Origin of the sequence: Mycobacterium sp. SMC-2 (assembly GCF_025263485.1) — a bacterium.
GTDB lineage: Bacteria > Actinomycetota > Actinomycetes > Mycobacteriales > Mycobacteriaceae > Mycobacterium.
Map to the genome: position 1 here is coordinate 5,577,568 of NZ_CP079863.1, position 24,280 is coordinate 5,601,847.

The 24,280-nt window shown below is 65.2% G+C and carries 22 protein-coding genes, 1 tRNA gene and 2 pseudogenes; 10 read left to right on the forward strand and 15 right to left on the reverse strand.

What is annotated here, in order from left to right; all coding sequences use genetic code 11:
• Positions 1-49: 49 nt before the first annotated feature.
• The gene (locus tag KXD96_RS26195) at positions 50-886 is read left to right on the forward strand and encodes an NAD(P)-dependent oxidoreductase (RefSeq protein ID WP_260741783.1); all 837 of its coding nucleotides are present in this window, start codon (positions 50-52) and stop codon (positions 884-886) included.
• Between the two features lie 4 nt (positions 887-890).
• Here the strand turns inward: KXD96_RS26195 and KXD96_RS26200 are convergent, their stop codons facing one another.
• The 3 genes and pseudogenes from KXD96_RS26200 to KXD96_RS26210 all read right to left on the reverse strand — a co-directional run bounded on the left by KXD96_RS26200 (position 891) and on the right by KXD96_RS26210 (position 3,103).
• A complete protein-coding gene (locus KXD96_RS26200; RefSeq protein WP_260741785.1) occupies positions 891-1,703 on the reverse strand; it encodes a methyltransferase domain-containing protein in 813 nt (270 codons plus the stop codon).
• Between the two features lie 56 nt (positions 1,704-1,759).
• A pseudogene (locus KXD96_RS26205) lies at positions 1,760-2,379 on the reverse strand (M15 family metallopeptidase); the annotation flags it as partial.
• Positions 2,380-2,503: 124 nt separating this feature from the next.
• On the reverse strand, positions 2,504-3,103 hold the full coding sequence (locus tag KXD96_RS26210; RefSeq protein ID WP_260741794.1) for a TetR family transcriptional regulator: 600 nt from the start codon (positions 3,101-3,103) through the stop codon (positions 2,504-2,506).
• A gap of 61 nt (positions 3,104-3,164) precedes the next feature.
• On the opposite strand from KXD96_RS26210, the gene KXD96_RS26215 reads away from it, so the two are divergent.
• From KXD96_RS26215 to KXD96_RS26225, 3 genes are all read left to right on the forward strand, one after another.
• The gene (locus tag KXD96_RS26215; RefSeq protein WP_260741796.1) at positions 3,165-4,874 is read left to right on the forward strand and encodes a CocE/NonD family hydrolase; all 1,710 of its coding nucleotides are present in this window, start codon (positions 3,165-3,167) and stop codon (positions 4,872-4,874) included.
• Between the two features lie 87 nt (positions 4,875-4,961).
• Positions 4,962-5,162, forward strand: a complete 201-nt coding sequence (locus tag KXD96_RS26220) for a hypothetical protein (protein ID WP_260741798.1) — start codon at positions 4,962-4,964, stop codon at positions 5,160-5,162.
• A gap of 13 nt (positions 5,163-5,175) precedes the next feature.
• Entirely contained in the window at positions 5,176-5,607 is a 432-nt protein-coding gene (locus tag KXD96_RS26225; protein WP_260741801.1) for a tautomerase family protein, read from the forward strand.
• A gap of 6 nt (positions 5,608-5,613) precedes the next feature.
• On the opposite strand, the gene KXD96_RS26230 is transcribed toward KXD96_RS26225, so the two are convergent.
• Entirely contained in the window at positions 5,614-6,894 is a 1,281-nt protein-coding gene (locus KXD96_RS26230; protein ID WP_260741803.1) for a cytochrome P450, read from the reverse strand.
• Between the two features lie 187 nt (positions 6,895-7,081).
• Between KXD96_RS26230 and KXD96_RS26235 the strand changes: the two genes are divergently transcribed.
• From KXD96_RS26235 to KXD96_RS26245, 3 genes and pseudogenes are all read left to right on the forward strand, one after another.
• Positions 7,082-7,645 carry a TetR/AcrR family transcriptional regulator gene (locus tag KXD96_RS26235; protein ID WP_260745560.1) on the forward strand — a complete coding sequence of 188 codons (564 nt, stop codon included), beginning with the start codon at positions 7,082-7,084 and terminating at the stop codon, positions 7,643-7,645.
• A 180-nt stretch (positions 7,646-7,825) separates the two neighbouring features.
• On the forward strand, positions 7,826-8,665 hold the full coding sequence (locus KXD96_RS26240) for a mycofactocin-coupled SDR family oxidoreductase (RefSeq protein WP_260741807.1): 840 nt from the start codon (positions 7,826-7,828) through the stop codon (positions 8,663-8,665).
• Positions 8,666-8,763: 98 nt separating this feature from the next.
• Positions 8,764-9,516, forward strand: a pseudogene (locus KXD96_RS26245) (sterol carrier protein domain-containing protein); the annotation flags it as partial.
• Here the strand turns inward: KXD96_RS26245 and KXD96_RS26250 are convergent.
• The 3 genes from KXD96_RS26250 to KXD96_RS26260 all read right to left on the reverse strand — a co-directional run bounded on the left by KXD96_RS26250 (position 9,517) and on the right by KXD96_RS26260 (position 12,325).
• Positions 9,517-9,581, reverse strand: a tRNA-Phe gene (locus KXD96_RS26250).
• A 995-nt stretch (positions 9,582-10,576) separates the two neighbouring features.
• On the reverse strand, positions 10,577-10,726 hold the full coding sequence (locus KXD96_RS26255) for a 3-keto-5-aminohexanoate cleavage protein (protein ID WP_225601196.1): 150 nt from the start codon (positions 10,724-10,726) through the stop codon (positions 10,577-10,579).
• A 69-nt stretch (positions 10,727-10,795) separates the two neighbouring features.
• The gene (locus tag KXD96_RS26260; protein ID WP_225601197.1) at positions 10,796-12,325 is read right to left on the reverse strand and encodes a CoA-acylating methylmalonate-semialdehyde dehydrogenase; all 1,530 of its coding nucleotides are present in this window, start codon (positions 12,323-12,325) and stop codon (positions 10,796-10,798) included.
• Positions 12,326-12,718: 393 nt separating this feature from the next.
• Between KXD96_RS26260 and KXD96_RS26265 the strand changes: the two genes are divergently transcribed.
• The gene (locus KXD96_RS26265) at positions 12,719-14,215 is read left to right on the forward strand and encodes an adenylate/guanylate cyclase domain-containing protein (RefSeq protein ID WP_372459456.1); all 1,497 of its coding nucleotides are present in this window, start codon (positions 12,719-12,721) and stop codon (positions 14,213-14,215) included.
• A gap of 88 nt (positions 14,216-14,303) precedes the next feature.
• Here KXD96_RS26265 and KXD96_RS26270 read toward each other — a convergent pair whose 3' ends face one another.
• The 3 genes from KXD96_RS26270 to KXD96_RS26280 form a co-directional block, all read right to left on the reverse strand.
• A complete protein-coding gene (locus tag KXD96_RS26270; RefSeq protein WP_225601199.1) occupies positions 14,304-15,080 on the reverse strand; it encodes an SDR family oxidoreductase in 777 nt (258 codons plus the stop codon).
• A 9-nt stretch (positions 15,081-15,089) separates the two neighbouring features.
• Complete coding sequence (locus tag KXD96_RS26275) at positions 15,090-15,695, reverse strand: hypothetical protein (RefSeq protein WP_225601200.1); 606 nt, start codon at positions 15,693-15,695, stop codon at positions 15,090-15,092.
• Between the two features lie 431 nt (positions 15,696-16,126).
• Positions 16,127-17,398 (reverse strand): cytochrome P450, encoded by a 1,272-nt coding sequence (locus tag KXD96_RS26280; RefSeq protein ID WP_225601201.1) that lies wholly within the window; start codon positions 17,396-17,398, stop codon positions 16,127-16,129.
• 217 nt (positions 17,399-17,615) lie between these two features.
• Here KXD96_RS26280 and KXD96_RS26285 point away from each other — a divergent pair, with 217 nt between their 5' ends.
• Complete coding sequence (locus KXD96_RS26285) at positions 17,616-18,641, forward strand: hypothetical protein (protein WP_225601202.1); 1,026 nt, start codon at positions 17,616-17,618, stop codon at positions 18,639-18,641.
• Positions 18,642-18,707: 66 nt separating this feature from the next.
• A complete protein-coding gene (locus KXD96_RS26290; protein ID WP_225601203.1) occupies positions 18,708-19,730 on the forward strand; it encodes a hypothetical protein in 1,023 nt (340 codons plus the stop codon).
• A gap of 14 nt (positions 19,731-19,744) precedes the next feature.
• On the opposite strand, the gene KXD96_RS26295 is transcribed toward KXD96_RS26290, so the two are convergent.
• The 5 genes from KXD96_RS26295 to KXD96_RS26315 form a co-directional block, all read right to left on the reverse strand.
• Positions 19,745-20,905: a thiolase family protein gene (locus KXD96_RS26295; protein ID WP_225601235.1), complete on the reverse strand. Its 1,161-nt coding sequence runs from the start codon at positions 20,903-20,905 to the stop codon at positions 19,745-19,747.
• A 41-nt stretch (positions 20,906-20,946) separates the two neighbouring features.
• Positions 20,947-22,458, reverse strand: a complete 1,512-nt coding sequence (locus tag KXD96_RS26300; protein WP_225601204.1) for a class I adenylate-forming enzyme family protein — start codon at positions 22,456-22,458, stop codon at positions 20,947-20,949.
• Between the two features lie 12 nt (positions 22,459-22,470).
• Positions 22,471-22,662: a hypothetical protein gene (locus tag KXD96_RS28670; protein WP_313901600.1), complete on the reverse strand. Its 192-nt coding sequence runs from the start codon at positions 22,660-22,662 to the stop codon at positions 22,471-22,473.
• 140 nt (positions 22,663-22,802) lie between these two features.
• Positions 22,803-23,930: an amidohydrolase family protein gene (locus tag KXD96_RS26310; protein ID WP_225601206.1), complete on the reverse strand. Its 1,128-nt coding sequence runs from the start codon at positions 23,928-23,930 to the stop codon at positions 22,803-22,805.
• A gap of 133 nt (positions 23,931-24,063) precedes the next feature.
• Entirely contained in the window at positions 24,064-24,258 is a 195-nt protein-coding gene (locus tag KXD96_RS26315) for a ferredoxin (RefSeq protein ID WP_225601207.1), read from the reverse strand.
• Positions 24,259-24,280 lie beyond the last annotated feature (22 nt).

Here is a 24,280-nt window from a genome sequence, read left to right on the forward strand (position 1 = left end):
AAAAAAGAGAATGCCAATACCACGCGTTTGACCAGGTCAAAGGAGACCAATGGCTAACAACTCGCTCGCAGATCGCACCGTCGTCATCTCCGGCGGCAGCCGGGGAATCGGGCTCGCGATCGGGATCGGCGCGGCCAGGCGGGGCGCCAATGTGGTGCTACTGGCCAAGACCGACACCCCGCACCCCAGACTGCCCGGGACGGTGCACACCGCCGCCGCCGAGGTGGAGGCCGCCGGCGGCAAGGCGCTGGCGGTCGTCGGCGACGTGCGCCGCGAAGAAGACGTGCAGCGGGTGGTCGATGCGGCGGTGCAGCGGTTCGGCGGCATCGACGTCTGCGTCAACAACGCCAGTGCCATCGCGGTCGAACCGACCGCCGTGCTGTCGGCCAAGAAGTACGACCTGATGCAGGAGATCAATCTGCGCGGCACCTTCCTGCTCACCAAGGCATGCGTGCCGCATCTGCAGAAATCGGCCAACCCGCACGTGCTCACGATTTCGCCCCCGGTGAACATGAACCCGCGCTGGTTGGGCGCCCACCCGGCCTACACACTGTCCAAGTACGGGATGACGCTGCTGTCGCTAGGCTGGGCGGCGGAATTCGCCTTCCAACCGGGAAGATCCGGGATAGCCGTGAATTGCCTTTGGCCACAGACTTATATCGCTACCGCCGCGGTGGCGAACATGGCTGACGGAGACAAGTTGGCCAAGTCGTCGCGCAGCCCGGAGATCATGGCCGACGCGGCCGCCGACATCATCTCTCGACCGAGCCGAGAGGTGACCGGCAACTGTTACATCGACGCCGACGTTCTGCATTCCGCCGGGGTCGCGGACTTGTCCCGCTACGGCGGCGGCGACCAACCCATCCCCGATCTGTTCCTGGACTGAAGGTCTATGCGCGGCAGAGAATTTCGCCGTGCGGGATCGACAGCCAGCCGTCCGGCGCCGCCGCCCACGTACGCCAAGCCGCGGAGACCTCTTCCAGCTGCGCTGTCGTCGCCAGACCTAGCCGCAGTAGGTCTTGGGCGATGCGCGAGTGCAGGATCCGGTCGGCCCACATGCCACCCCACCACTGCCGCGTCGCGGGCGTCGCGTAGCACCACACGGTGCCCGTCGGCGTGACGTCGGCGAAACCGGCCTGCTGGGCCCAGGACAGCAATCGGCGCCCCGCATCGGGCTCGCCGCGGTTGGCACGAGCGGCCCGCTCGTAGAGCTCGCGCCACAGCTGAAGCGCCGGCAACTGTGGGTACCAGATGAACCCCGCATAGTCGGCATCCCGGGCCGCCACCACTCCGCCGGGCGCGCACACCCGTTTCATCTCGCGCAGGGCTCCCATCGGATCGGCGACGTGTTGCAGCACCTGGTGCGCGTGCACCACGTCGAATGTGCCGTCCGGGATATCGAGCCGGTGCACGTCGGCGGTCGCGAACGAAACGTTCGACACGCCACGCTGCCCGGCCTCGGTGCGGGCCACGTCGAGGACGTCGGCCGATTGATCGACGGCCATTACCGGCCCCGGTGCGACGCGGGCGGCGAGGTCGGCGGTGATGGTCCCGGGTCCGCAGCCGACATCCAGCACCGACAAACCGGGCTTCAGGTGGGGCAGCAGGTAGGCCGCCGAGTCCTCCGCGGTGCGGCGCTGGTGGCCGCGGAGCACCGACTCGTGGTGTCCGTGCGTGTAGATGGCCCCGCGTTCACCGTTCATGGCCGAAGCCTATGGGGTTAACTCAAAATATGAAACTGATGTCTCACTATATGAGACTAGTCTAGCGGGACGTTGAGGATGGGGCGGTGCACCAAGGCGCCGGGGCCGTCGAAGTGCCACCACTCCCCGGAGTACGGGTCGAGCCCGCCGTATTTCATGGCATTGCGCAGGGCGGCACGGTTCGCCTGGGCCTCGGCGCTGACGCCATGGGTGGCGAAAGCGTTTGCGCGCGCGGAGAAGTCGTCGAAGTCGGTGCCCATGTCGGCCAGGCACAGCCCGTCCGCGTGTAGCCCCGACGCGCACGGCTGCTGTGCCGTCGTGAACGTCACGTCCACCGAGCGCCCCGACTCGTGGCTGTTCGAATACTGACCGGGCCGGGCGACCCACGCCGGGTCGGGCACGACGTTGAACATCTTGACCTGGACGTCGTGGGGCCGATAGCAGTCCCAGAACACCAGGAGGTGCCCCTGCGGGCGCAGCGCCGTCGCGGCCGCCGCCAGCCCAGGAGCTATCGATTGATGCACCAGGCATCGGGCGTCGGAGGGATACAGCTGCGTGTGTGTGAAGTTGTTGGCCGTCGCGTAGCGCAGGTCGATGATGGCGTCGGAGACCACGCTGCGGACGTCGACGAATCCGGCCGCGCGCGCCGCATCGCTCACCGGCGGGACGCCGGGCCCGGCCCGGGCGGTCCCGACGCCGGCGGACGCGGCCAGCCCCGCGGCGACCGTGAGCGCAACGACCGGGCGCAAAAGACGCATCCGGCCATTGTCGCGGTTGGGCCTCTCGAGTTGCGCCATCCGCTACGAGATGTCGCCCTCGACGTAGCGCTGCAGGTTCGGCGCCATCGCCGCCAGCACCTGGTCCTCGGACATGGACGCGATCGGCTCGATCTTCCAGACGTAGCGCAACAACGCGAGGCCGATCAGCTGGGTGGCGATCAGCCCGCTACGCCGCAGCCTTTCCTCCTCGTCGGCCCCCAGGGTCGAACCGCCGATCAGACCGCGCTCCACGATCAGCCGCAGCTTCTCCCGGGTCTTGTCTTCGTGGGCGGCGGTCAGCACCACCGCGCGCAGGATCGGACCGATTTCCGCGTCGGTCCAGGTGTCCAGCACGGTGCGGATCAACTGCCGGCCCAGGTCGGCCCTAGGCGTCGCCCACGTCGCGGCCACCGCGTCGAGCCACCTCTGCGGAGGCGTCGTGGCGGCATCGAGCAGGCCCTCCTTGGAGCCGAAGTAGTGATAGATGAGGGCCGGGTCGACGTCCGCGGTCCGGGCCACGGCCCGGATCGCCGTGCCGGCCCAGCCATGTTCGGCGAATTCGTCGCGCGCGGCGGCCAGGATGCGCGCCGCCAGCACGCCGCGCTCGTCGCGCGGACCCGGGGTGATCGATCTCTTCGGCACTGTTTCACCATACCCAAAGTTTCATCTTGCGTTGAGACTAGTTTCAACGTAGCGTGAAACTATGACGACGCTCAATGGCCCGCAGACCACCGGGCGGCAGTACCAGAACCTCAGCGAGCCGCATTACGCATCGCGCACCGACATCAACATCGCGATCACGGTGCGCGACGGCACAACGCTTTTGGCCGACGTTCACCGTCCCGATGCCGACGGCCGCTTCCCCGCGCTGCTGGCCGCCTCGCCCTATCCGCGGCAGATGCAGGACCTCGGCGCCCCGGCGGGCTTCATCGAGGCCGGCAGAACGGACTTCTGGGTGCCCCGCGGCTACGCGCACGTGATCGCGAATCTGCGCGGCACCTGCGGCTCCGAGGGCACCTTCAGCTTCTTCGACGCGCAGGAACGCCGGGACGTGCACGACCTCGTCGAGTGGGTCGCAGCGCAGCCGTGGTGCGACGGCAACGTCGGCATGATCGGCATCAGCTACTTCGCCATGACCCAACTCGAGGCGGCCGTCGAGCGGCCGCCGCACCTCAAAGCGATCTTTCCCCTAGCCGTGACCACCGACCTCTACGAGGGCGCCAACCACCACGGGTTGTTGAGTTCGGCGTTCGTCACGCCGTTTCTGGCCATGATGGGCCTGACCTCCGACCGCAGCGACAAGTTATGGCGCAGCAAACCGATCGGGTTGGCGCGGCGCGTGCTGAACAGCCCACGCGTACACAAGAAGTTCGAGACCAAGAACGGCGAGGCGGCGGTCACCATGCTGCGCCAACTGCTGCGGCTGCCACACAATCCCCACCCGTGGGACGAACTGTGGCAGGAGGCGGTGGTCAAACACCCGACGCGTGACGAATGGTGGGAAGAGCGAAACCTGTTGCCACTGCTCAAGGAAATCGACATCCCGGTCTACCTGGGGTGCGACTGGCAGAACGTCCCGTTGCACCTGCCTTCGACGTTCGCCACCTGGAAGGGGCTGTCGGACAACGCCTGTGTGCAAATGGGCATGCTCGGCGAGTTCGGGCTGACCTGGCCGTGGGAGAGCATGCACACCGAGGCACTGGCCTGGTACGACCACTGGCTGAAGGGGCGCGACACCGGCATCACCGAGGGACCCCCGATCCGCTACTTTTTGCCCGGCGCCGACGAGTGGCGAACCGCTGACTCCTGGCCGCCGGCACATGCCCCGCATCGCGAACTGGCCCTGCGCGCCGACGGCGGCTTGGCTACCGACGAAGGCGAGCCCGGCGGTCGCGACTTCATGGTGCTGGGCTCGGGGTTGGGGCGCGTCAAGCCCAGCGAGATCGATCCTCCGTCTCTGCTGGCCTGGACCAGCGAGCCGCTGCGCCAGGACGTCGACATGGTCGGCGATATCGAGTTGCGGCTGGTTGCGTCGGCGACCGCGATCGACACCGCGTGGATGGCGACGTTGCAGGATGTGGCGCCCGACGGGCAAACGACCGACGTGACCGCGGGCTGGCTGCGCGCCAGCTTGCGCGAGGTCGACGAAGCCGCGAGTCGGCCCGGCGCGCCGGCGCTGCCCTGCCGTCACCCGCAGGCGGTGCCGCTGGGCGAGGAAGTCGAGTATCGAATCCCGTTGGTTCCCAACGCCCGCCGGTTCAAGGCCGGCCACCGTATTCGCCTGACGCTCACCAGCGATGACCAGGACCCGTCGACCCCGGCGATCATGAACTTCCGGCATGCCAGCGTCGGCACGTCCAGCTGGAACACGGTGCGCTCGTCGTCGCGGCTGTTGATTCCGGCGGCGGGATAGGACGTTGATCCGCGGGCAGTAATCATCTATCGTCCCCCGGTAGCCGATCGGCTAGCCTAGGCCGGCGGCCCGAAGGGAGCGCAAGCGATGGCCGGCCTCGGCGTGGGGGTCATGCACAACACGATCAATTCGCGGTTCGGCCCGAAGCCGTTGATCCGCGCCGAGTTCCACGACGACGGGTTGCGCCACGTCGTGGGCAATGCCGGTGCGATTCAACCGAGTCTGCTCAAGAGCGCGGCCGCGACCGCACCCTACGTCAAGGTCGTGCGAGGCCTGCGGAAGCTATGAGCGAGGAGTTGCCATGCCGATGATCGACCTGACGTTCGTGCGTGGCTCGGTGGACGGGCAGGCGTTGTGCCGGTTGACCGACGAGTTGGTCACCGCGCTACTGCGGGCCGAGCGCGCCCCGGACACCCCTTTTCTGCGCGATAACACCTGGGTGTACCTACATGCGGTGGATCCCGCCGACCTCTCGGTGGGTGGCCGGGGGCCGGATGCGCCTCGATTCAGGGTCGACGTAACGGTATTCGCCGGAGCGCTGGACAAAGACCGGAAAGAACGGCTCGCCGCCGACGTGCACGCCGCAGTATGCGCGGCGGCGGGAATCGAACCGCAGGGCGCGCGGGCGTTCCACGTGTGGGCGTTGATTCACGAGATCCCCGAGGGCAATTGGGCCGGCGGCGGCCAGGTCATCTACTACCAACAGGTGAAAGGCCTTGTGGCCGAAAACTGACGGTCGTCAGTCCACCGGGGTGAATTCGATGTGCAGCTCGGTCAGCCCACGCAACAGGAAGGTGGGCTCGTAACTGTAGTGGCGGTCGCCGGGCGGGCCGTGCTTGGCCTCACTGATCACCATGTCTCGTGTCCGGTCGAGAAGGCGGTTGACGGTGATCTGCCCTTCCACGCGCGCTAGCGGCGCGCCCGCGCAGGTGTGAATGCCGCGACCGAAGGCGAGGTGCTCGCGAACGTTTTTTCGGTCGACCCGGAACTCGTTGGGGTTCTCGAACTTTCGCGGATCGCGGTTGGCCGCCCCCAGGCACAGCATGATCACCGTGCCCGCCTGGATATGCACCCCGCCCAACGTGGTGGTCTTGCGCGCCAGGCGGAAGTCCACCTTGGTGGGGCTCTGCATGCGCAGTGCCTCTTCGATGAACGGGCCGATGAGGTCGCGGTCGGCGCGCAGGCGCTCCTGTAGTTCGGGTTGGTCGCCGAGGACCTGGACCGCCGAGCTCAGCAGCTTCGTCACGGTCTCTTGGCCGGCGGCGAACAAGAACGTCGCCGGGCGGACCACCTCCAACAGGGGCGGGATCGAACCGTCGGGGTAGGTGGCGGTGGCCAGACCGGTGAGCACGTCCTCGCGAGGTCGCTGTCGCCGCTCGGCAATGTAGCCGCTGAACAGGTCGTCGAGGTACTGCAGCGGGTTGCTGCCCACGGGCTCGTGATCGAGGGCGCCCACCCTGGCGCCGGGCGCGTTGCCGGCCCCGAGGTTGCGCCGGATCTCGGGGCGATCCTCCTCCGGAACCCCGAGGAGATCGGCGATCGCCAAGGTGGCGAACGGCTTCCCGTAGTCACCGAGGAACTCGCAACGACCGTTTGCGATGAATTCGTCGAACTGCCGGTCCGCCAAATGCCAGATGTAGTCCTTGTTTTCTTGCAGCCGGCGCGGCGTCAGCAGCCGGCCCAGCAGAGAACGGGCCTTGTCGTGTTCGGGCGGGTCCATGACGACCATGTGCTCGAAGATCGGGAATTCGTGGCGATGCGCTTCGATCTGCTCGCTGATGTCGTCGCCCTCGGGGGTAAAGGGGAGCGGCGGGAACGGCCCCCCGATGGCATTGACCGCGGAGAACGAATCGGCATCTTTGAAAGCGGCCTGGACTTCCTGATAGCCGGTGACCGCCACGACCCCGTAGTGCGGCTCGCGGAACACCGGCCCCTGGTCGCGCAGGTAATCCCAGTATGAATAGGGATCCTGCGCGGTCCCGGCGTCGGTGAAGTAGTCGACATCGGCGAGATCGGTCATCGGTCCAAATCCTCTCCAGCCCGCGCAGGCCGTGTCGACCTCTAAACATACTGATCGATCGACCAAATTGCTAGGATGCGGTATGCCTATCACGCGTCGCGCGGACCGGTCAAGCAGCCCGGACGCGTCGGGCCCCACGCCGGATCGGCGGAACAAGAGGAATGGCGAAGCCGGCGCGCGCAGCAAGCTGATCGAGGCCACCGCCCGCATCATGCGCGAGGAGGGCTACGCCGCGGCCACCTCCCGGCGGGTCGCCGCCGAGGCGGGCGTCCGGCAACCCCTGGTTTATTACTACTTTCCGACGATGGACGACCTGTTCGTGGAGGTGCTGCGCGCCGGCGCGGAGGTCGCGTTGACGCGCATGCGCGCCCTGCTGAACGAGGACGATCCCCTAGTGGCGCTGTGGCTGCTGAACAGCGATCCCGCGTCGACGGTACTCAATGCCGAATTCATGGCTTTGGCGAACCACCGCAAGGCAATTGGAACCGAACTCAAGGCGTACGCCGAACGCGTACGCGACATCGAGACCGCTGCGGTCACCATGGTGCTCCGCGCGAACGGGGTCGACCTCGAGGAGTATCCCCCGGTTGCGATCTCGATGCTGATCGCGCAGACCGCGCGCAGCCTCTGTAACGAAAGTGCCGTCGGCGTCACCCAGGGGCACGACGAGTTGCGCGCATTCGTCCAACGCCAGCTGAGCCTGTTGAAGGCGCCGACGGCGACGCCGCCACGAGACGGCCGGCGAGGGTAAGCACGCCCGCCGGTTCGGCGGCTCCGCACCCCGGTCTACCGGCCGCTTTTCCGGACGCGTGTTGACAGCGCCATAGATCGGTGCCAGTCTTCCTGATCGATCGACCAAACAATTGGCGACGCCAGGCGCGCCGGGCCAGTGTTCCAACCCCGGCCTCTTTTCGGATAGTGAGGTGCAGTCGTGGGTGGACGAGTCGAGGGCAAGGTCGCGTTTATCACCGGTGCTGCTCGCGGGCAGGGGCGCAGTCACGCGGTGCGCCTGGCGCAGGAAGGCGCCGACATCATCGCGGTCGACATCTGCAAACCGATCAGCAGCAGCACCGAGATTCCACCCTCGACACCGGACGACCTGGCTGAGACCGCCGACCTCATCAAGGGCCTCGACCGCCGCGTCGTGACCGCCGAAGTCGATGTGCGTGACTACGACGCCCTCAAGGCCGCGGTCGACAGCGGTGTCGAGCAACTGGGGCGGTTGGACATCATCTGCGCCAACGCCGGCATCGGCAACGGCGGCCAGACCCTCGACAAGACCAGCGAAGACGACTGGCGCGACATGATCGACGTCAACCTCTCCGGAGTCTGGAAGACCGTCAAAGCCGGTGTCCCACACCTGATTTCGCAGGGACAAGGCGGATCGATCATCCTGACGAGTTCGGTCGGCGGGCTCAAGGCCTACCCGCACACCGGCCACTACATCGCCGCCAAGCACGGAGTCGTCGGCCTGATGCGCTCCTTCGCCGTCGAACTGGGTCAGTATTCCATTCGGGTCAACTCCGTTCACCCCACCAACGTGAACACCCCGCTGTTCATGAACGAGGGAACGATGAAACTCTTTCGGCCCGACCTGAAGAACCCTGGGCCCGAGGACCTCAAGGTCGCTGCCGAGTTCATGCACGTGCTGCCGGTCGGGTGGGTCGAGCCGGTGGACATCAGCAACGCGGTGTTGTTCCTGGCCTCGGACGAATCCCGTTACATCACCGGCCTTCCCGTCACCGTTGACGCCGGGAGCATGCTCAAGTAGGTCGGAGCCGGCCTCGTCGAGGACCCGTTCCTTCCGCTCGGCGATGACCTGGTTGAGGTAGACGCCGGCCCAGGCCGGGCCCGGTCGCGAGCCCAAGTCGGGCGCGCGAGGTCAACCCTTCCGACGCAGCGCGCCACTTGCCTGCCATTTATGAGCGATGGTCGGCCACAACCAGTGGCGCGCTGAGCCGCGACAGCGCTTGGTGGGCAGACTTTCTGGAAGACCGACCAACGCAGCGGGATAACGGGTCGGCGCTGAATTTCGTAATCCATCCAGACGGCTTCCTGACATTCCGGGTGATGGCCGAAAAGCGCCATGCGCTGCGGCCGCCTTTCGGCAGCGTCGTCGTCCAGGACTTCTGCGCCATCACAGACGAAGCGCACACCGAGTTGCTTCACGCATTATTGCGTTTGGAGGTATTTCATAGCATCGAAATCGACGCCCCGGTCGATGATCCGCTTCCGCTCAAACTCCTTGACCAGCGTGCGGCGCAGACTACAGGGGTCAACGATTTCCTCTGGCTGCGAATCATGAACGTGCCCGAAGTGCTCGGCAAGCGTGTGTACTCCGCGGATGCCGATCTCACTCTGGAGGTCACCGACCCACTGGGGGTCGCGGGAGGACGATTTCGGCTCCAGACGCGTGACGGCTTAGGGACATGCACGCCGCATGACGGGAGCGCCGACGTCGAAATAGGCCTTGCCGACTTGGGGACCGTCTACATGGGTGCGCATCGAGCGTCGGAACTGATACGAGCCAACCGCGTCACCGAATCACATCCCGGTGCGCTTCGCACCCTGGAGGCGGCCTTCGCCATTGACCGCGCACCCTATTGCGGTATGTATTTCTGATGGTGGCCAGGGGCGGGATCGAACCGCCGACCTTCCGCTTTTCAGGCGGTGGTGCGGCCTACACCAATGTGTTTCAGCTGGTCAGACCGGACACGCGACCGGTATTCGGACGTGTTGGATCAATCGGTCTGGCTCGCTGGCCCCATCTTGGCCCCATGAGATAAGCGCTGCGTGGGCTTTAGAGGTCCAGTGACGCAGCGGCGTGGCGCGCCCACCCAATGCTGGGGTCGAAGTGGAGGACTTCCTCACGGGTGTCGACGACGAGTGCATCAATCTCCGGGGGAAGCCGCAGCGGGGTACGGATTGCGACGCCGGGGGTCTCCGCCAGAGTCCGAAGCATGGCAGCTGCGGGACCGTCCATACTCGGCGCAATTACTACGACGCGAATTCGCGTCTCGGTGGCCAATGACTTGCGGCGTTCGCTGAGTACCTCGAGTCGAGCCACTGCTGAAGAAATCCGACGACGTCATATTCCAAGTAGGTCGTCCGCGAGTGACCGTGGGATACGGACAAGAAGACGCCCGGCTCCATGCCCGCTGCGGCGGGGATCATGCTGCAGTGTCCCTGAAACCCCAGCAGCCGTCTCATGTGTGGCCAGACCCTGTCGTCGCCGAAAGCGTCAGTGACGCCACGCGTCTCCAGGTCTTTCAGCAGCGGGGTTAAGGAGGCGCGGTCGGAAATCTGGCTTGACTCCCGAGCTTTCTTGCTCACACACCCGCGTTAGTTCGTCATCCACGAGCACCGCCGCTGCGGCTTTGAGGGCGTTTTGCTCGACGCCGTCGCTTCCGCAGCCGGGGTGACCGCATCCCGGAATGTTGGCGTTCATCACCGGCCAAACCACTGGGCGTATACGACGGCCTGGATCTCGGGGTGATGCTCAACGCTTTGTTGACTGGCGCCAGCCACAAAGGACGTCATGCCGGCATCGCAAGCGGACACCAAGTGCTGCATGTGGACACGCCCCGGCCCAGGTTCGTCGACGCAGCTGAGCGTCCTGACGGCGAAATAGTGACCCATGTCTGAGGGGGCATTTCCCTGCAGCGAACGTTCGTTTGCGCCATCAAAAGTGACCGATTCGCGAGGGCCGCCCGGCCTCGAAGCAAGCCAGCGCATCGACAACGATCTCGTCTCCGGTCACGGGCACGTTCTGATTCACAGTTTTCGGGGTCGCGCCGTTGATCGCGGTCTCGATGATGACTGGTTCGCTCACTGCTGCTCCTGTGTTGGAGTGTGAAAGCTACTGAGGCGGTATGGAAGTGGTTGCCCGTCAAGGGCTCGCCTATTTCATTGTGGGGATGACGAATTCGGCGCCGTCCTTGATGCCGGACGGCCACCGCGACGTGACGGTCTTGACCTTGGTGTAGAACTGGATCGACGAGGGGCCGTGCTGGTTGAGGTCCCCGAACCCGGAGCGCTTCCAACCGCCGAACGTGTGGTAGGCCACCGGAACCGGGATCGGCACGTTGACGCCGACCATGCCGACCTGCACCCGGGAGACGAAGTCGCGGGCGGCGTCGCCGTCGCGGGTGAACATCGCCACGCCGTTGCCGTACTCGTGCTCCGACGGCAACCGCAGCGCCTCTTCGTAATCGTGGGCGCGCACGATGCACAGCACCGGCCCGAAGATCTCGTCGGTGTAGATCGACATGTCGGCGGTGACGTGGTCGAACAGGGTGGGGCCGATGAAGAATCCGCCCTCGAGGCTGGCGTCGTCGAATGTCAGGTCGTCGCTGCCGCGTTCCCGGCCGTCGATCACGATCTCGGCACCGGCGGCCACACCCTGGTCGATGTAATCGCGCACCCGGGCCACCGCGGCCTCGGTGACCAACGGGCCGTAGTCGGCCTTGGGGTCCAGGCTGTGCCCCACGCGCAGATTATTGATCCGCTCGATCAGCCTGGCGCGCAACCGCTCCGCGGTCCGCTCGCCGACCGGCACCGCAACGCTGATCGCCATGCACCGTTCACCGGCGCTGCCGTACCCGGCGCCGATCAGCGCGTCGACCGCCTGGTCGAGGTCCGCGTCGGGCATCACGATCATGTGGTTCTTGGCGCCGCCGAAGCACTGCGACCGCTTGCCGTTGGCCGCCGCCGTCGCGTAGATGTACTGGGCGATGTCGGAGCTGCCGACAAAGCCCACCGCCTGGATGTCGGGATGCTCCAGGATCGCGTCGACCGCTTCCTTGTCGCCGTGCACCACCTGGAAGACGCCCGGCGGCAACCCGGCCTCGAGGAACAGCTCGGCCAGGCGCACCGGAACCGACGGGTCACGCTCGCTCGGCTTGAGGACGAACGCGTTCCCGCACGCCAGGGCCGGCCCGGCCTTCCACAGCGGGATCATGGCCGGGAAGTTGAACGGCGTGATCCCGGCGACCACGCCCAAGGGCTGCCGCACCGAGTAGACGTCGATGCCCGGGCCGGCGCCCTCGGTGTACTCGCCCTTGAGGAGGTGCGGAATCCCGATGGAGAACTCGATGACCTCGATGCCGCGCTGGACGTCGCCGCGCGAGTCGGCCAGCGTCTTGCCGTGCTCGAGGGACAGCAGCTCGGCGAGCTCGTCCATGTGGTCGTTGACCAGCTCGACGAAGCGCATCAGCACGCGGGCGCGCCGCTGCGGATTCCACGCCGCCCAATCCTTTTGGGCCTCGACGGCCGAGGCCACCGCCGCGTCGACGTCGGCCTTGCCGGCCAGCGGCACTTTCGCCCGCACCTGCCCGGTGCTGGGGTTGAAGACGTCGGCGGTGCGGGCGGACCGGCCGGCCGTGCGCTGCCCATCAATGAAGTGAGGGATCTGTCTCGTTAGCGCAGTCACTATTCCGTCCTGGGGTTTGTGTTTTCGCGGTCGAACTGGCAAGACGCTTCATCGGCCGCAGGACAGGGCGGCGGATACAGACTCGCGGCATAGCGCAGCGTGTGCTCTGAGCCGCCATTGCGGTGACGTGACCGGTTGCGGCGTCACGGATCCTCACAGAGACGGCAAAGGCATCACATGCAGAAGTAGAGTATCTGATGCTCAGTAGAATAGTCATTATCTGCATAAAACGAAAGTAATGTTCTACCTATGGAAGCGCATGGTGATCCGGATTGCCGCGGCCCCGCCGCGTCAGATGGCACGACACGCACCGTTGCCTATGTCTGGCCCTGCCCGTATCCGAGCGTCACGCACCGCCTCCCGATCGACCCCGCCATTCCAGAACTAAGACGAATGACGAGCAGACGCAAGGCAGCCATTCGGATTGGAGCCAGTTATGCGGCTGCGTTGAGTTCCGCGCATATCTTGGCGGCCGGCGCAGTGTCGTTGGTGGTCGTGTCGCTCACCCGAAACACCGGCGGGGACCCTGGCGCGCTCTCCACCAGTAGGAACCTGATCGCCTTGTGCGGTCTGGCCGCAATCTCAGCGACCGTCGGTGCGCTGGCGGGTGTCTTGAACATGGTTCCGTCGTTCCGTTGGTTCGCCGACGGCGCCGAACCAACGCGCGCTCAACAGCGCGCGGCCATGCGAATAGCTCCCCGCCAAACCGTCGTCCAGTTCGGTATCTGGGTCGCCAGCGGGGCGGGATTTGTTCTGGTCAACCTCCGTGCGGGTGCCACCGTCGGGTGGGTGATTGGTACCGCCATTCTGTTCGGCGGTGCCACCACCGCGTCGATGGGTTACCTGATAACTCAACGGGTCCTGCGGCCCATCCTTGCGGCATCGATGAAGACTGCAACACCGACCGGCGAAATGCCGGGTGTACTTGCACGCCTGATAATTACATGGGTCCTCTTCAGCGCGTCGCCCACCGCCGGGATCGCGCTGATCGTCCTTTCACGCTCCAACGGCTGGTTCCTGCAGAAGTCAGCGCCGATTGAGACGCCGATTCTGGTGCTCGCGGCGGCGTCGCTCGCCTTGGGATTGCGGGCGATGATCTTGGTGGCCCGGTCGATCTCGGATCCCGTTCGCGAAGTCGTGGTTGCTATGGGCGAGGTCGAACACGGCCAGGGCGGGGTGCTCGTCGAGGTGTACGAGCCCTCCGAAATCGGGCGGCTCCAGGTGGGGTTCAACCGGATGGTGGCAGGACTTGAGGAGCGTGAACGCCTGCGGGACCTCTTCGGGCGCCACGTGGGTGCCGACGTGGCCCGCCAGGCTCTCGAACAGGATGGCTCCCTCTCGGGTGAAGTTAGAGACGTCGCCATACTCTTCATCGATCTGGTGGGGTCGACAGCCATTGCCGCCTCCCGGCCGCCAGAGGAAGTCGCGGAGATCCTGAACGACTTCTTCCGCATAGTGGTTGCTGCCGTGCATCATCGGCGCGGCCTGATCAATAAGTTCGAAGGCGACGCCGTCCTGGCGGTATTTGGGGCACCCATCGGTATCGACGAGCCGACGTCGGCGGCGCTCGCGACGGCGCGTGTGCTCGGGACCGAACTGAGGAAACTGCCACTCGTGGACTTCGGTATCGGGGTGGCCGCCGGTGCGGTGTTCGCGGGCAATATCGGCGCGGAGAACCGCTACGAATACACAGTGGTTGGAGACGCCGTCAACGAGGCCGCGCGCTTGGCCGATCACGCCAAGAAGTGGGGCTCGAGAATCTTGGCGTCGGGCAGCGCACTTGGCGGTGCCAACACCCTGGAACGGAAATACTGGGTGACGCGGGGGTTCGCGACGCTTCGGGGCCGATCGGCGATCACCGAGCTGGCAGAACCGCTGTTGAAGGGCTGAGATCCTACGGCGAGGCGTCCTGCACCTCGTGCTGTAAGCGTATTCGTCGAAGGCCGACTGCACTGACCGTCGCGTCGTCCTCGAACGTCTATTTCGGGGGCATCCTGATCCCGCCGTCCACCCGGACCACCTCAGCATTCATGTAGGAGTTGGTCACCAGCTCGACAACCATCGAGGCCAACTCTTCGGGGTCGCCCAGGCGGTGCGGGAACAGCACGGACTCGCCCAGCTTCGCCTTGAAGGCTTCTGACCCCTCCCCCTCCCCGTAGATCGGGGTGTCGATCAGGCCCGGCGCGATGGTGTTGACCCGGATCCCGACCGCGGAGAGGTCGCGCGCAACCGGCAGCGTCATGCCCACGATGCCGCCCTTAGACGACGAATACGCGGCTTGTCCGATCTGTCCGTCGAAGGCGGCGACGCTGGCCATGGACACGATCGCGCCGCGCTCACCGCTGGCCAGCGGCTCGGTGCGGCCCATCGCGGTTGCGGCCAACCGGATGCAGTCGAAGGTGCCGATCAGGTTGATTGCGATGACCTTCTTGTAGGCGTCGAGGTTGTGCGCCGAGTCGAACTGACCGTCCTTGCCGATCGTGCGCTGTGCCCAGCCGATGCCGGCGGAGTTGACCAGGACGCGCAGCGGCCCGAGGTCGCCTGCCGCATTCACGGCCGCCTCGATCTGCGCAGTATCAGTGACATCGACCCTGACGAAGGTGCCACCGATACTTTCGGCAAGCTCTGCCCCGCGGTCCGCCTGCAGGTCGGCAACGACAACCTTCGCCCCCCTCGCGGCTAACAGCCGTGCAGATGCCGCGCCGATGCCCGACGCGCCCCCGGTGACTATTGCGCTAGCTGCGTTGATATCCACGACGACAGGTTAACTAACGTGATAGCTGGCGGGGACGAGGTCGGCGACCAAAGCGCAGCCACTCAACCTGCTGCGGAACGTCTCGGTAATCCCGACCGACGCGTTCGGGGCGGCCGCGGCCGCGAGCGCCTGCGCCTTGAAGACTCGCGCCGCCGCGCTCAGCTGATGCTGCACCGAATCGGTAGTTCCGTCGAGCTCCGCCGACCGTGCCTCACCCCACAGCGTCACCTCAATCAGCTCGCGACCAAGAGCCTTTAGTACGCGCCTGCGCACTCGCAAGTCGCTGCCGAATAGATCAGTCGCGACCCCTAGAGCTTGCGGACGCGGACGATCGTCCCTCGATACGAAGGCGCGGTCGAAGCTAAGGGTCTGGGTTCCAAGGATCTGCAGCGGCCGCACATCGGCGCGGTCGGGGGTAAAAACAGTAACGTCCCACCCGGCCATCACCCGGTCGAACAACCACCCGCCGGCGTGGGTCACCACCTCAAGCACGCTCGGGGCAACGACATCGAGCCGATATCTGAGGTCCAGCCCGTCGGCGTGCAGTCGCGTGTGATTGACCTCGCTTGCTGCTTGAACACCTGTGTCAGTGCTATCGAAGGACCGAGCGGTCATAACGTTTCCATTCCGTTGATGGGGGCGATAACTTCTACCGCCGCGATGCCGATGCCTGCCGTGTCCACGGCCACGCGAAGCGCGTCCCCCGCCATGATTCTCACCGGGGAGCGGCGCAGGCGTGGAGCTGCGCGTGCCGGCGGACCAACAGACTGTCCACCCACCGCGGGGCGCGCTCCGAGTCGAGCGAGAAGTCGCGGGTCTGCTCGAGGATTGCGTTGAGCACCGCGCGGGCTTCGATGCGCGCAAGGACGGCCCCGATGCAGAAGTGGATGCCGTGCTCGAAAGCGAGATGGCGTTAGGGAACCCTCGTGTCGGCTCCCGTAGCGTCGCGTAGAAGTCGTAGGGCTCCTGGAGGACCGCCGGGTCCAGCAGCATCGAGCCGTCAACACGGTCATGCGTGCGCGTTCAACTGCGATTTCCCCCGCGCACTACGGCACCCACGCTAGTTCGACCCGTTGCCACCCGTTGAGCAGTGCCGTCGGATTACGTTGCAGTGGAGCATCGGTCAATTCGAGGCGGTCGAGGTGGGGCAGTAGCCCGCCGATCGCCGCCCGCACTTCCTGGCCGGCCAGGTGAGCACCCAGACAGAAGTGAATGCCGTGGCCGAACGAGAGATTCTTGGCGGCCGGACGGGTGATCAAAAAACGGTCGGGGTCGTCGAAGCGCCGGGGATCGCGATTGGCGGCGGCCATATGCAGCGCGACGATCGCGCCCTTCGGGATCGTCGTACCCCCAACCTCGGTATCTTCGGTCGCCTCACGAAACGCGAACTGGATCGGCGCCGTCAGCCGATTCGCCTCGTCGACCGCATTGGGCAACAATGACGGATCGTCGAGCAACAGTTTGAGCTGGTCGGGGTTGGACAGTAGTTCGACCACGGTGTTGCCAATGAGGTTCGTCGTCGTCTCATTGCCGGCGACCATAATGGTGATCGCCACCATCAATGTTTCGACATTGCTGAGCGATTCGTTGTCGATCGCCGCGACCATCGCACTGACCAGGTCATTTCTCGGCTCGACGCGCCGCGCCTCGATCAACGGCACGAAGTACGTGCTGAACTCCTTGATCGTCCTCAACATCAACTCGTTGCGTTCGGCGGGACTGTTGAAATTGTTGCCGGCAGCCGCGGCGAATGCATCGGACCAGCGTTTGGCGCGGCCGTACTCGCTTCGGTCGATACCGAGGATGTGACAGATCATCTCCACTGGCAGTGGAACGGCCAGCCGCTCGACAAGATCGAAGCGGGGCAGGTCGCCGATACCGCTCAGGCAGCGGTCGACGATCTCGGTGATCGCTGTGGCCATCTCCTTGATCCGCGGGGGCGTGAAACCTCTGCTCACGATTCTCCGCATCCGGGTGTGTTGGGGCGGGTCCGCGGCAGCGATGGTCTTGGCGGAGGCCATCTCGTTCATATCGACGGGGATCCCTGCGGTCAGGGCCATGAGTCGCTCGATGACCTCGGGTTTCATCTCAGCGTCCGCCGGCGCCGAATCTCCCTCGTAGGGGTTGGGACGCGACGAGAACACACCGGGACTCGACTGCACGGCCTTCACGTCATCAAATCGCGATATCACCCAGATGTTGGAACTGGTCCGATAAACCGGAAACCGCTCTCGCAGGACCTCGTAAACCGCTGGCAACTGCTCAGGGGGACCAGGCTTGAACGGCTCGAACTCGAACACACTTCCGTCGGCCGACAATGTCTCTCCTGTTCATTGGCGGACGCCTGCGAGCCATCTCGCAAACCGGACGTCAGCGCCCCGCTACAAGGATATGTTCGTGATAGTAGAATGTAATTCGCGTACAAAGCAAGGCTCGGTAGAGTAAAAGAGCACCTGCTATCATCCACTGTTGGCCGCATGGATGCCGATGTATCAATGAGGAGACGAGACGGTGTTCCCTGCTCATGTTGCGGAGGTGGCGATCGCCTCGCCCGACGACACGGATCGATTTCGCACCGCCATAGGTCATGCTCTGAATAGGTGGAACAGCGCGAGCGCGCAGCGCCACCAGATTGTTCTCATGCCCTCAGGCCTGCAACACCGCACCGCTGACGCTGAGCGTCTCGATCGTTCGGCAGAGCCCGCTGGGATTGTCGGCCGCTACGACGTCTTCATCGCCATCTTCGACCCAATGCGCCCCGATGTAGCTGAAGTGATGGGCGACGTAGAGCGCGCAAAGCGGGCCGGCAAGTTGGTGCTAGCCTGGCTCGTCGCCGAGTCACCTTCGCACGGCCCCAGTTCGGACGACCAGGCTTGGCTTGACGACGTGACGCAGCGACTGACGAGGGAAGGGGTCTCTCCGCGCTACATTGGTCGCGGAGATGCTCACTTCGAGAGCCGGTTGCAAAGCGCGATTACCGCCGATCTGACCGACACCAATCTCAGTGCGCTGACAGAGTGCTTCGAAAGGGCCGCGTCGGCTCGGCAGGTGGCGATCTACCGTACTCCGGTGGCATTGCTAGGACCGCAGACCTGGGCCGTGACGGTGGTGAATCACGGCACCTCTTTAGCCGTCGACCTACAGGTCTCGGTGAAGGCCGTCGACTCCGAGGGCAACGATCTATCCAACGGTGTCAGACGCTCCACCCAGGCGATCGCCGACGTCTTCGCCAAGCTGAGGAGTGGTCCGTGGCCCGACGAGCATCATCCACTGATCGACCCGGCTGGGGTGTTACCAACTCGGCGCCCGGTGTTCCTGATCAGCCGGATGGACCTTCTCGCTGCCCACAGTGCGCTTGACTTCCCGCGCTGGCTACGGCCAAACCAACACGCTTCGGCCCTGTACTTGTTGGAACCCAACGCTTCCCTCCGTGTGTGCATCCAGTTCGAGGACGAGGCGGGAGAGGTGTGGTCCAAAACCAACGACGCAGAACCCGAGAGGGTTTCGTCGGCATCGCCCGGTCGCGGTGAGCTGCGTCGTACCGCTGTCACCGGCGAGTAGAGCGACAGAATGGCGCGCGTCGTGTCACCAGATGCCTACAGGCCCAACAACATACCCTCCTACGCAGTGGTGGGCGACTGGGCAGATCTGCCCGCCGTCCCAGGCGCGACGTCCTGTTGGGTGCACAACGCCATCGTCGCCACCGACGGTAGGGAGATCATCGGTTTCCACGCCGGACAACTCGTCGCGTTCGACACCGACGGGGGTCTCCTCCGCGTGGCCGAGACAGGCCTCACCGAAGGCCACGGCATCACCCTCGTCCGCGAGGGGGACGACGAGTTCCTCTGGGTCAGCGATCCGGGATTCGTGTTCAGCTGCGGCGCCGACGACGGCGACCCCAACTGGGCTGCCATGTTCGGCAAAGGAGTCCAGTGCCAGACCCGAGCACCCCGAGTGGTGAAGATGACCCTGGACGGACAGATCCGGTCCGAGTTGCCTGTTCCCCAACATGATCCGGGCATCCCGGCCGGTCCGATGGGACCGTATTGTCCGTGTGGCTGCGCCGTGGACGAGGAGCGGTTCGGTGGAGCGGGCGACATCTGGGTGGCGGACGGATACGGGTCAGGCGTCGTGCACCGCTTCGACAAGCACGGAAACCATCGGTCGACACTGACCGGCGAGGAAGTCGACCAACGACTCGCGTGCCCACACGCAATTTTCATCGATCGCCGCAAAACGGCCCCGGAGCTCTACATCGCCGACCGAGTCAACACCCGCGTGCTCGTCTACGATCTCGAAGGCCGCTACCTGCGGACCTTCGGCGAGCAGTTCCTCAACAGCCCCAGCGATTTTGCCCAGTGGGGCGACCTGCTGGTCGTGGCCGAGCTCTACGGCCGAGTCGCCGTACTCGGTCCCGACGACAATCTGCTCGGGTACATCGGCGACGACCCCACCGCGGCCCCGGGGTGGCCGACCCGGCCGGGATGGCCCAATGCGCTTACCGGCGACGGGCGTACGGAAATTCCCCAGCTGCCCCGCAGCGATCGCTTCAATTCCCCGCACTCTGTCGCAACGGACGCCGACGGAAACCTCTACGTGTCTGAATGGTTGCTGGGCGGGCGATACACCAAGCTCACCGTCCAGCCCTGAGCGTTCGCCTCGAGCTAGATCCGTTCGACGACCAACGCCGACCCCATCCCTCCCCCAGCACACATCGCCACCACGCCGATGCGCGAATCGTGGCGCGCGAGTTCATGCACGATCGATACCACCATCCGGGCGCCGGTCGCCGCGATGGGGTGACCGAGACTGATACCGCTGCCGTTCACGTTCACGATTGACTCGTCCAGGCCGAGGTCGCGCGTGCACGCTACGGCCATCGTGGCGAATGCTTCGTTGATCTCGAAGAGGTCCACGTCGTCCAGCGTGAGACCACTGCGCTTGAGCGCCAGCGGGATTGCGCTCACGGGTGCCATTCCTGTGTGCTCGATCTCTACGCCGACAGATGCCCAACCCCGGATCCGTGCCAGCGGTGTCAGGCCTCGACTGGTTGCGCAGTCTGAGCTGCCGATGACCAGCGCGGCGGCGGCATCGTTGATGCCTGCGGAGTTTCCAGCGGTGACAACGGCATCGGGTATTTCCGGGTGCAGGACCTTCAGCCCGGCGAGCGTTTCGGTGGTGGTGTCCCGCGGATGCTCGTCGGTGCCAAACATGATTCGGCCTTGGCTGACGGGGACGGCGACGATCTCGTCGTCGAAGTACCCCTTGGCAATCGCGTTGAGCGCTCGCTGCTGTGAGCGGGCGGACCAGGCGTCGGCTTGCTCGCGGGTGACATGGTGCAGCCGGGCCGTGTTCTCGCCGATGGTGACGGACATATCGAAGGCGGGGATGCCGGGAGCATCCGGATGGCTCTGCGGCGACCATGGGGTTGGTTCCTGTGCACCAGGTGCCACCTTGGTCAACCGTGGCATGGTGCTTGCGCTTTCCGTTCCGCCGGCGACAATCACGTCTGCCATGCCGGCCATGATGGTGGCGGCCGCCAACTGCACGGCGGTGGCGCCGGAGGCGCAGTGCCGGTTGATCGCCACCCCAGGCAGGTTGGTCATCCCAAGGCGCACGGCGATGTTGCGGCCGATCACCCCGCCGCCCTGCAGGGACTCCGCAAGAAACAGGTCATCAAGGTCAGCCACGGGGATCTGTGACCGTTCGACTGCCGCTCCGACGGCGATCTCGGCGAGCTGGTACGCATCGACTGAGGCCAGAGATCCCTTGCGAGCCTTGCCGATTGGCGTTCTGGCGGCGGAAAGAATGAAGGCGTCAGGCATTGTTTTCGCTTCCGTTGAAGGTTGGTGCGGCAGATGACTGGTCATATGTCGGCCGCCTGCCCCGTGGCGAGCAGGTCGGCGAGGAGTTCGCGGCGTAGAACTTTTCCGGTGGAGGTTTGCGGTAGCGCGTCGCGGATGGCGATCAGCGTCGGCGTCTTTGAGCCACGCAGCCGAGTTCGCACCCATTGGCGTAGCTCTTCGGCGTGGACGATGCGGCCGGGTCGCAGTACCACAGCCGCGGCGATCTCGTGGCCCCAATGCTCCTCGGGCACTCCCACCACCGCGGCCTCGACGACCGCGGAGTGTTCTAGAAGGACATCCTCGATCTCGGCAGGTGCGATGTTCTCGCCGCCGCGGATGATGGTGTCGTCGGTACGCCCTTCCACGAACAGGTAGCCGTCCTCGTCGACCCACCCGCGATCGCGGGTAGCAAACCATCCGTTCTCGTCGAGCAGACTTCCCGCGCCGCGGTATTCGCCGGACACCTGCTCGCCGCGGACATGAATGTCGCCGGCAGCACCGGTAGGCAGCGGCCCACCCGGTCCGCGGATCTCGACCTGAATGCCGGGGAGGAGTCGACCGGCCGAGCCGAGTCTGGCGCGCGCGACCGAATCGCCCTGCAGCGCGGCGCGGTGGTCGTCGGGGCCGAGCACCGCAATGGTGGAGCTGGTCTCCGTCAAACCGTAGGCGTTGACGAAGTCGACGCCGGGGAACAGCCGAATCGCGCGCTCCAGCACGGGAATGGGCATCTTGGCCCCGCCGTAGGCCAGAGACTTCAAGGTGGGTACGTCCGCGCTGGTCGCCCGATCAAGGTGTTCGGTGACCTTGGCGAGCATGGTGGGAACGAGGAGGGCGTGGGTGATAGCTTCGGCGCGCACGCAGTCGAGCCATCCTGGCGCGCTAAAGGTCTCGAGATAAACCACTCTGCGGCCTGCACAGATGTTGCTGAGCAGATTGGAGACGCCCGCGATGTGGTAGGGCGGGACGCTCACGACGACGGCTTCTTGTTCACCGGCCGCACCAAAGTCGACGCTGCCGAGCAGGTAGGACGTCAGGTGGCGGTGGCGCAGCACAGCCGCTTTCGGTTCGGACGTGGTCCCGCTGGTGTACACCAAGACCGCGACCGCTTCGGGATCGTCGGACCACCGCGACGGATCGCCGGCCGGCTCGGCACACGCCGCCCGCCACTGCGCCACGGTAACGGCGTGGCCTGTCGTTGGCGGCTGCAGATCGGAGATGACCAGCGCGTTCGGATGGCGCGCGAGCAGCCTTCCCAGCGCGTCACGGCTAAGGCGGTAGTTCAGCGGAACCAGCGGGATGCCTGCCCATGCGGCGGCGAACAGCGCCACCGCGAAGTCGTCGGCGTTGACGCCCACATAGACGAGTTCCTCGGCGTCGCGCTCCGCCAGGAGGCGGGCTCCGGAATGAGCCCGGTCGAGGAGGGCGGGATAAGTCAGTCCCGCTGGTGCCGGCGCGTTCGCCCGCAGGCGCCCGACGCCTACCCGGCCGGGCGTCCCTGTGGCCGCCATTTCCAGCAGCGTCAGAACATTCACCGACCGTGTCCCTCAGTCCGACGCCGGTAACGCACTGGGTGCCGTGATCGTGAGCTGCCGTCCATCTGCACTGAGCACACCCGCTCCCGCCTTGGTGCACAACACTTCTAGCCCGGTGTCGGTGTCGACATAGCGCTTACCGAGCACGGTGTCGTTCTCGGTGGTTGACGCGGCTGCAGCGCCCGTCGTCAAGTTCCCCCTCATCGGCTCACCGCCACATGACAACTCAACCGGCGTCGCGGGAGGTCGCACGACGATGATCTCCGTATCACTTACCCTGCTGCGCAGTCGCTTTCCCGGTGTGAGGTCGGTCATCGATCACCTTTCGAGCCGCGCGCGGGCGTTCAGCCCCAGAAGTTGTACAGGGTGCGGGCGTTGAGCTCGACGATCTTGCGTGCCTCGTCGTCCGGCACGTCGACCAGGTGTTCGGCGAGCAGCTTGCGGGTGTGCGGCCAGTTCGAATCCGAATGCGGGTAGTCGCTTTCGAAGATGATGTTGTCCACGCCGATGCGGTGGCGCTGCTCGATCCCGGACCGGTCGGAGATGAAGCAGCCGTAGATGTGCTCGCGGAACAGCTCCGAGGGCAACTTGTCGGCGTTGATGTTGCACCAGTACTTGTGCCGGCCGAACGAGTAGTCGATGCGCTCCAACAGGTAGGGCATCCATCCGATGCCGCCCTCGGACAGCGCGACCTTGAGTTTGGGGAACTTGTAGAACACCTCCGACATCAGCAGGTCGACAGTGGCCATCATCGAGTTCAACCCGAACAACGCGATGCCGATGAACAGGTCGCCGTCGGGGGCGAGCCCCTGCGGCATCCCGCCGGAGCCGAAGTGCATGGACAGCGGCAATCCTGCTTCCTCGCAGACGCGCAGCAGCGGATCCCAGTGGTCGGTGTGAAACGACGGCAGCCCGACCTTGTGCGGCGCCTCGATGAAGGAGATGGACTTCGCGCCCTTGGCCGCAGTGCGCTCGACTTCGGCGACCGAGGCCTCGATATCCCAGAACGGAACCATCATCAGCGGGATCTGACGTTCGGGGGCGTAGGCGCACCATTCGTCGAGGATGAAGTCGTTGTAGGCGCTGATGCACAGCTTCGCGAAGTCCTTGTCCTTGGCCTTGTGAAATGTGCTGCCGGCGAATCCGCCGAAGTTGGGGAAACACAGCTGCGCCCACACGCCCTCGATGTTCATGTCCTTGATGCGGTCGGCGATGTCATGACACCCGGGCAACATGTCGTCGTAGCTGCGCGGGTCCATCCCGAAGTCGCGGGGATGCTTGCCCGCAACGGCGTTGAGGGCAAAGTTCCCGGACTTACTGCCCTCATAGAGCCAGGTGTCGTTGCCGTCGGGCAGCTTGACGATGCGCGGAGCCACCTCGGCGTACTTGGCGGGCACGCGATCCAGCCACACTCGGGGGTGTTCGATGACGTGGTCGTCGACGGAGATGATCTTGGCGTCGTCGGGCAGCATAGGGACTCCTCATGGCACAGGCGGGTAAACACGCTCTCACGTCAGCCGTAAGCCGACTTCCCTCAGAGTAGAACGATAAGTTCAGATTCTGCAATCTAGATGTGCATTCAGGGTGCTGCATTCGGCGCTGGCATCAGTCCGTAAATAGTCGCAATGCCTGCTTAGGGCAGGCGATCACTGCGTCGGCGACGGCCGACTCCATGTCGGACGGCGGTTCTGGAAGCAGGATGTCGACGACGTCGTCATCGACAAGATCGAACACCTCGGGGGCCGCTAGCACGCATAATCCATTGACTTCACAGAGATCGGGGTCGACTGTCACCTTCATAAGTCGAGTAGACCATCACATT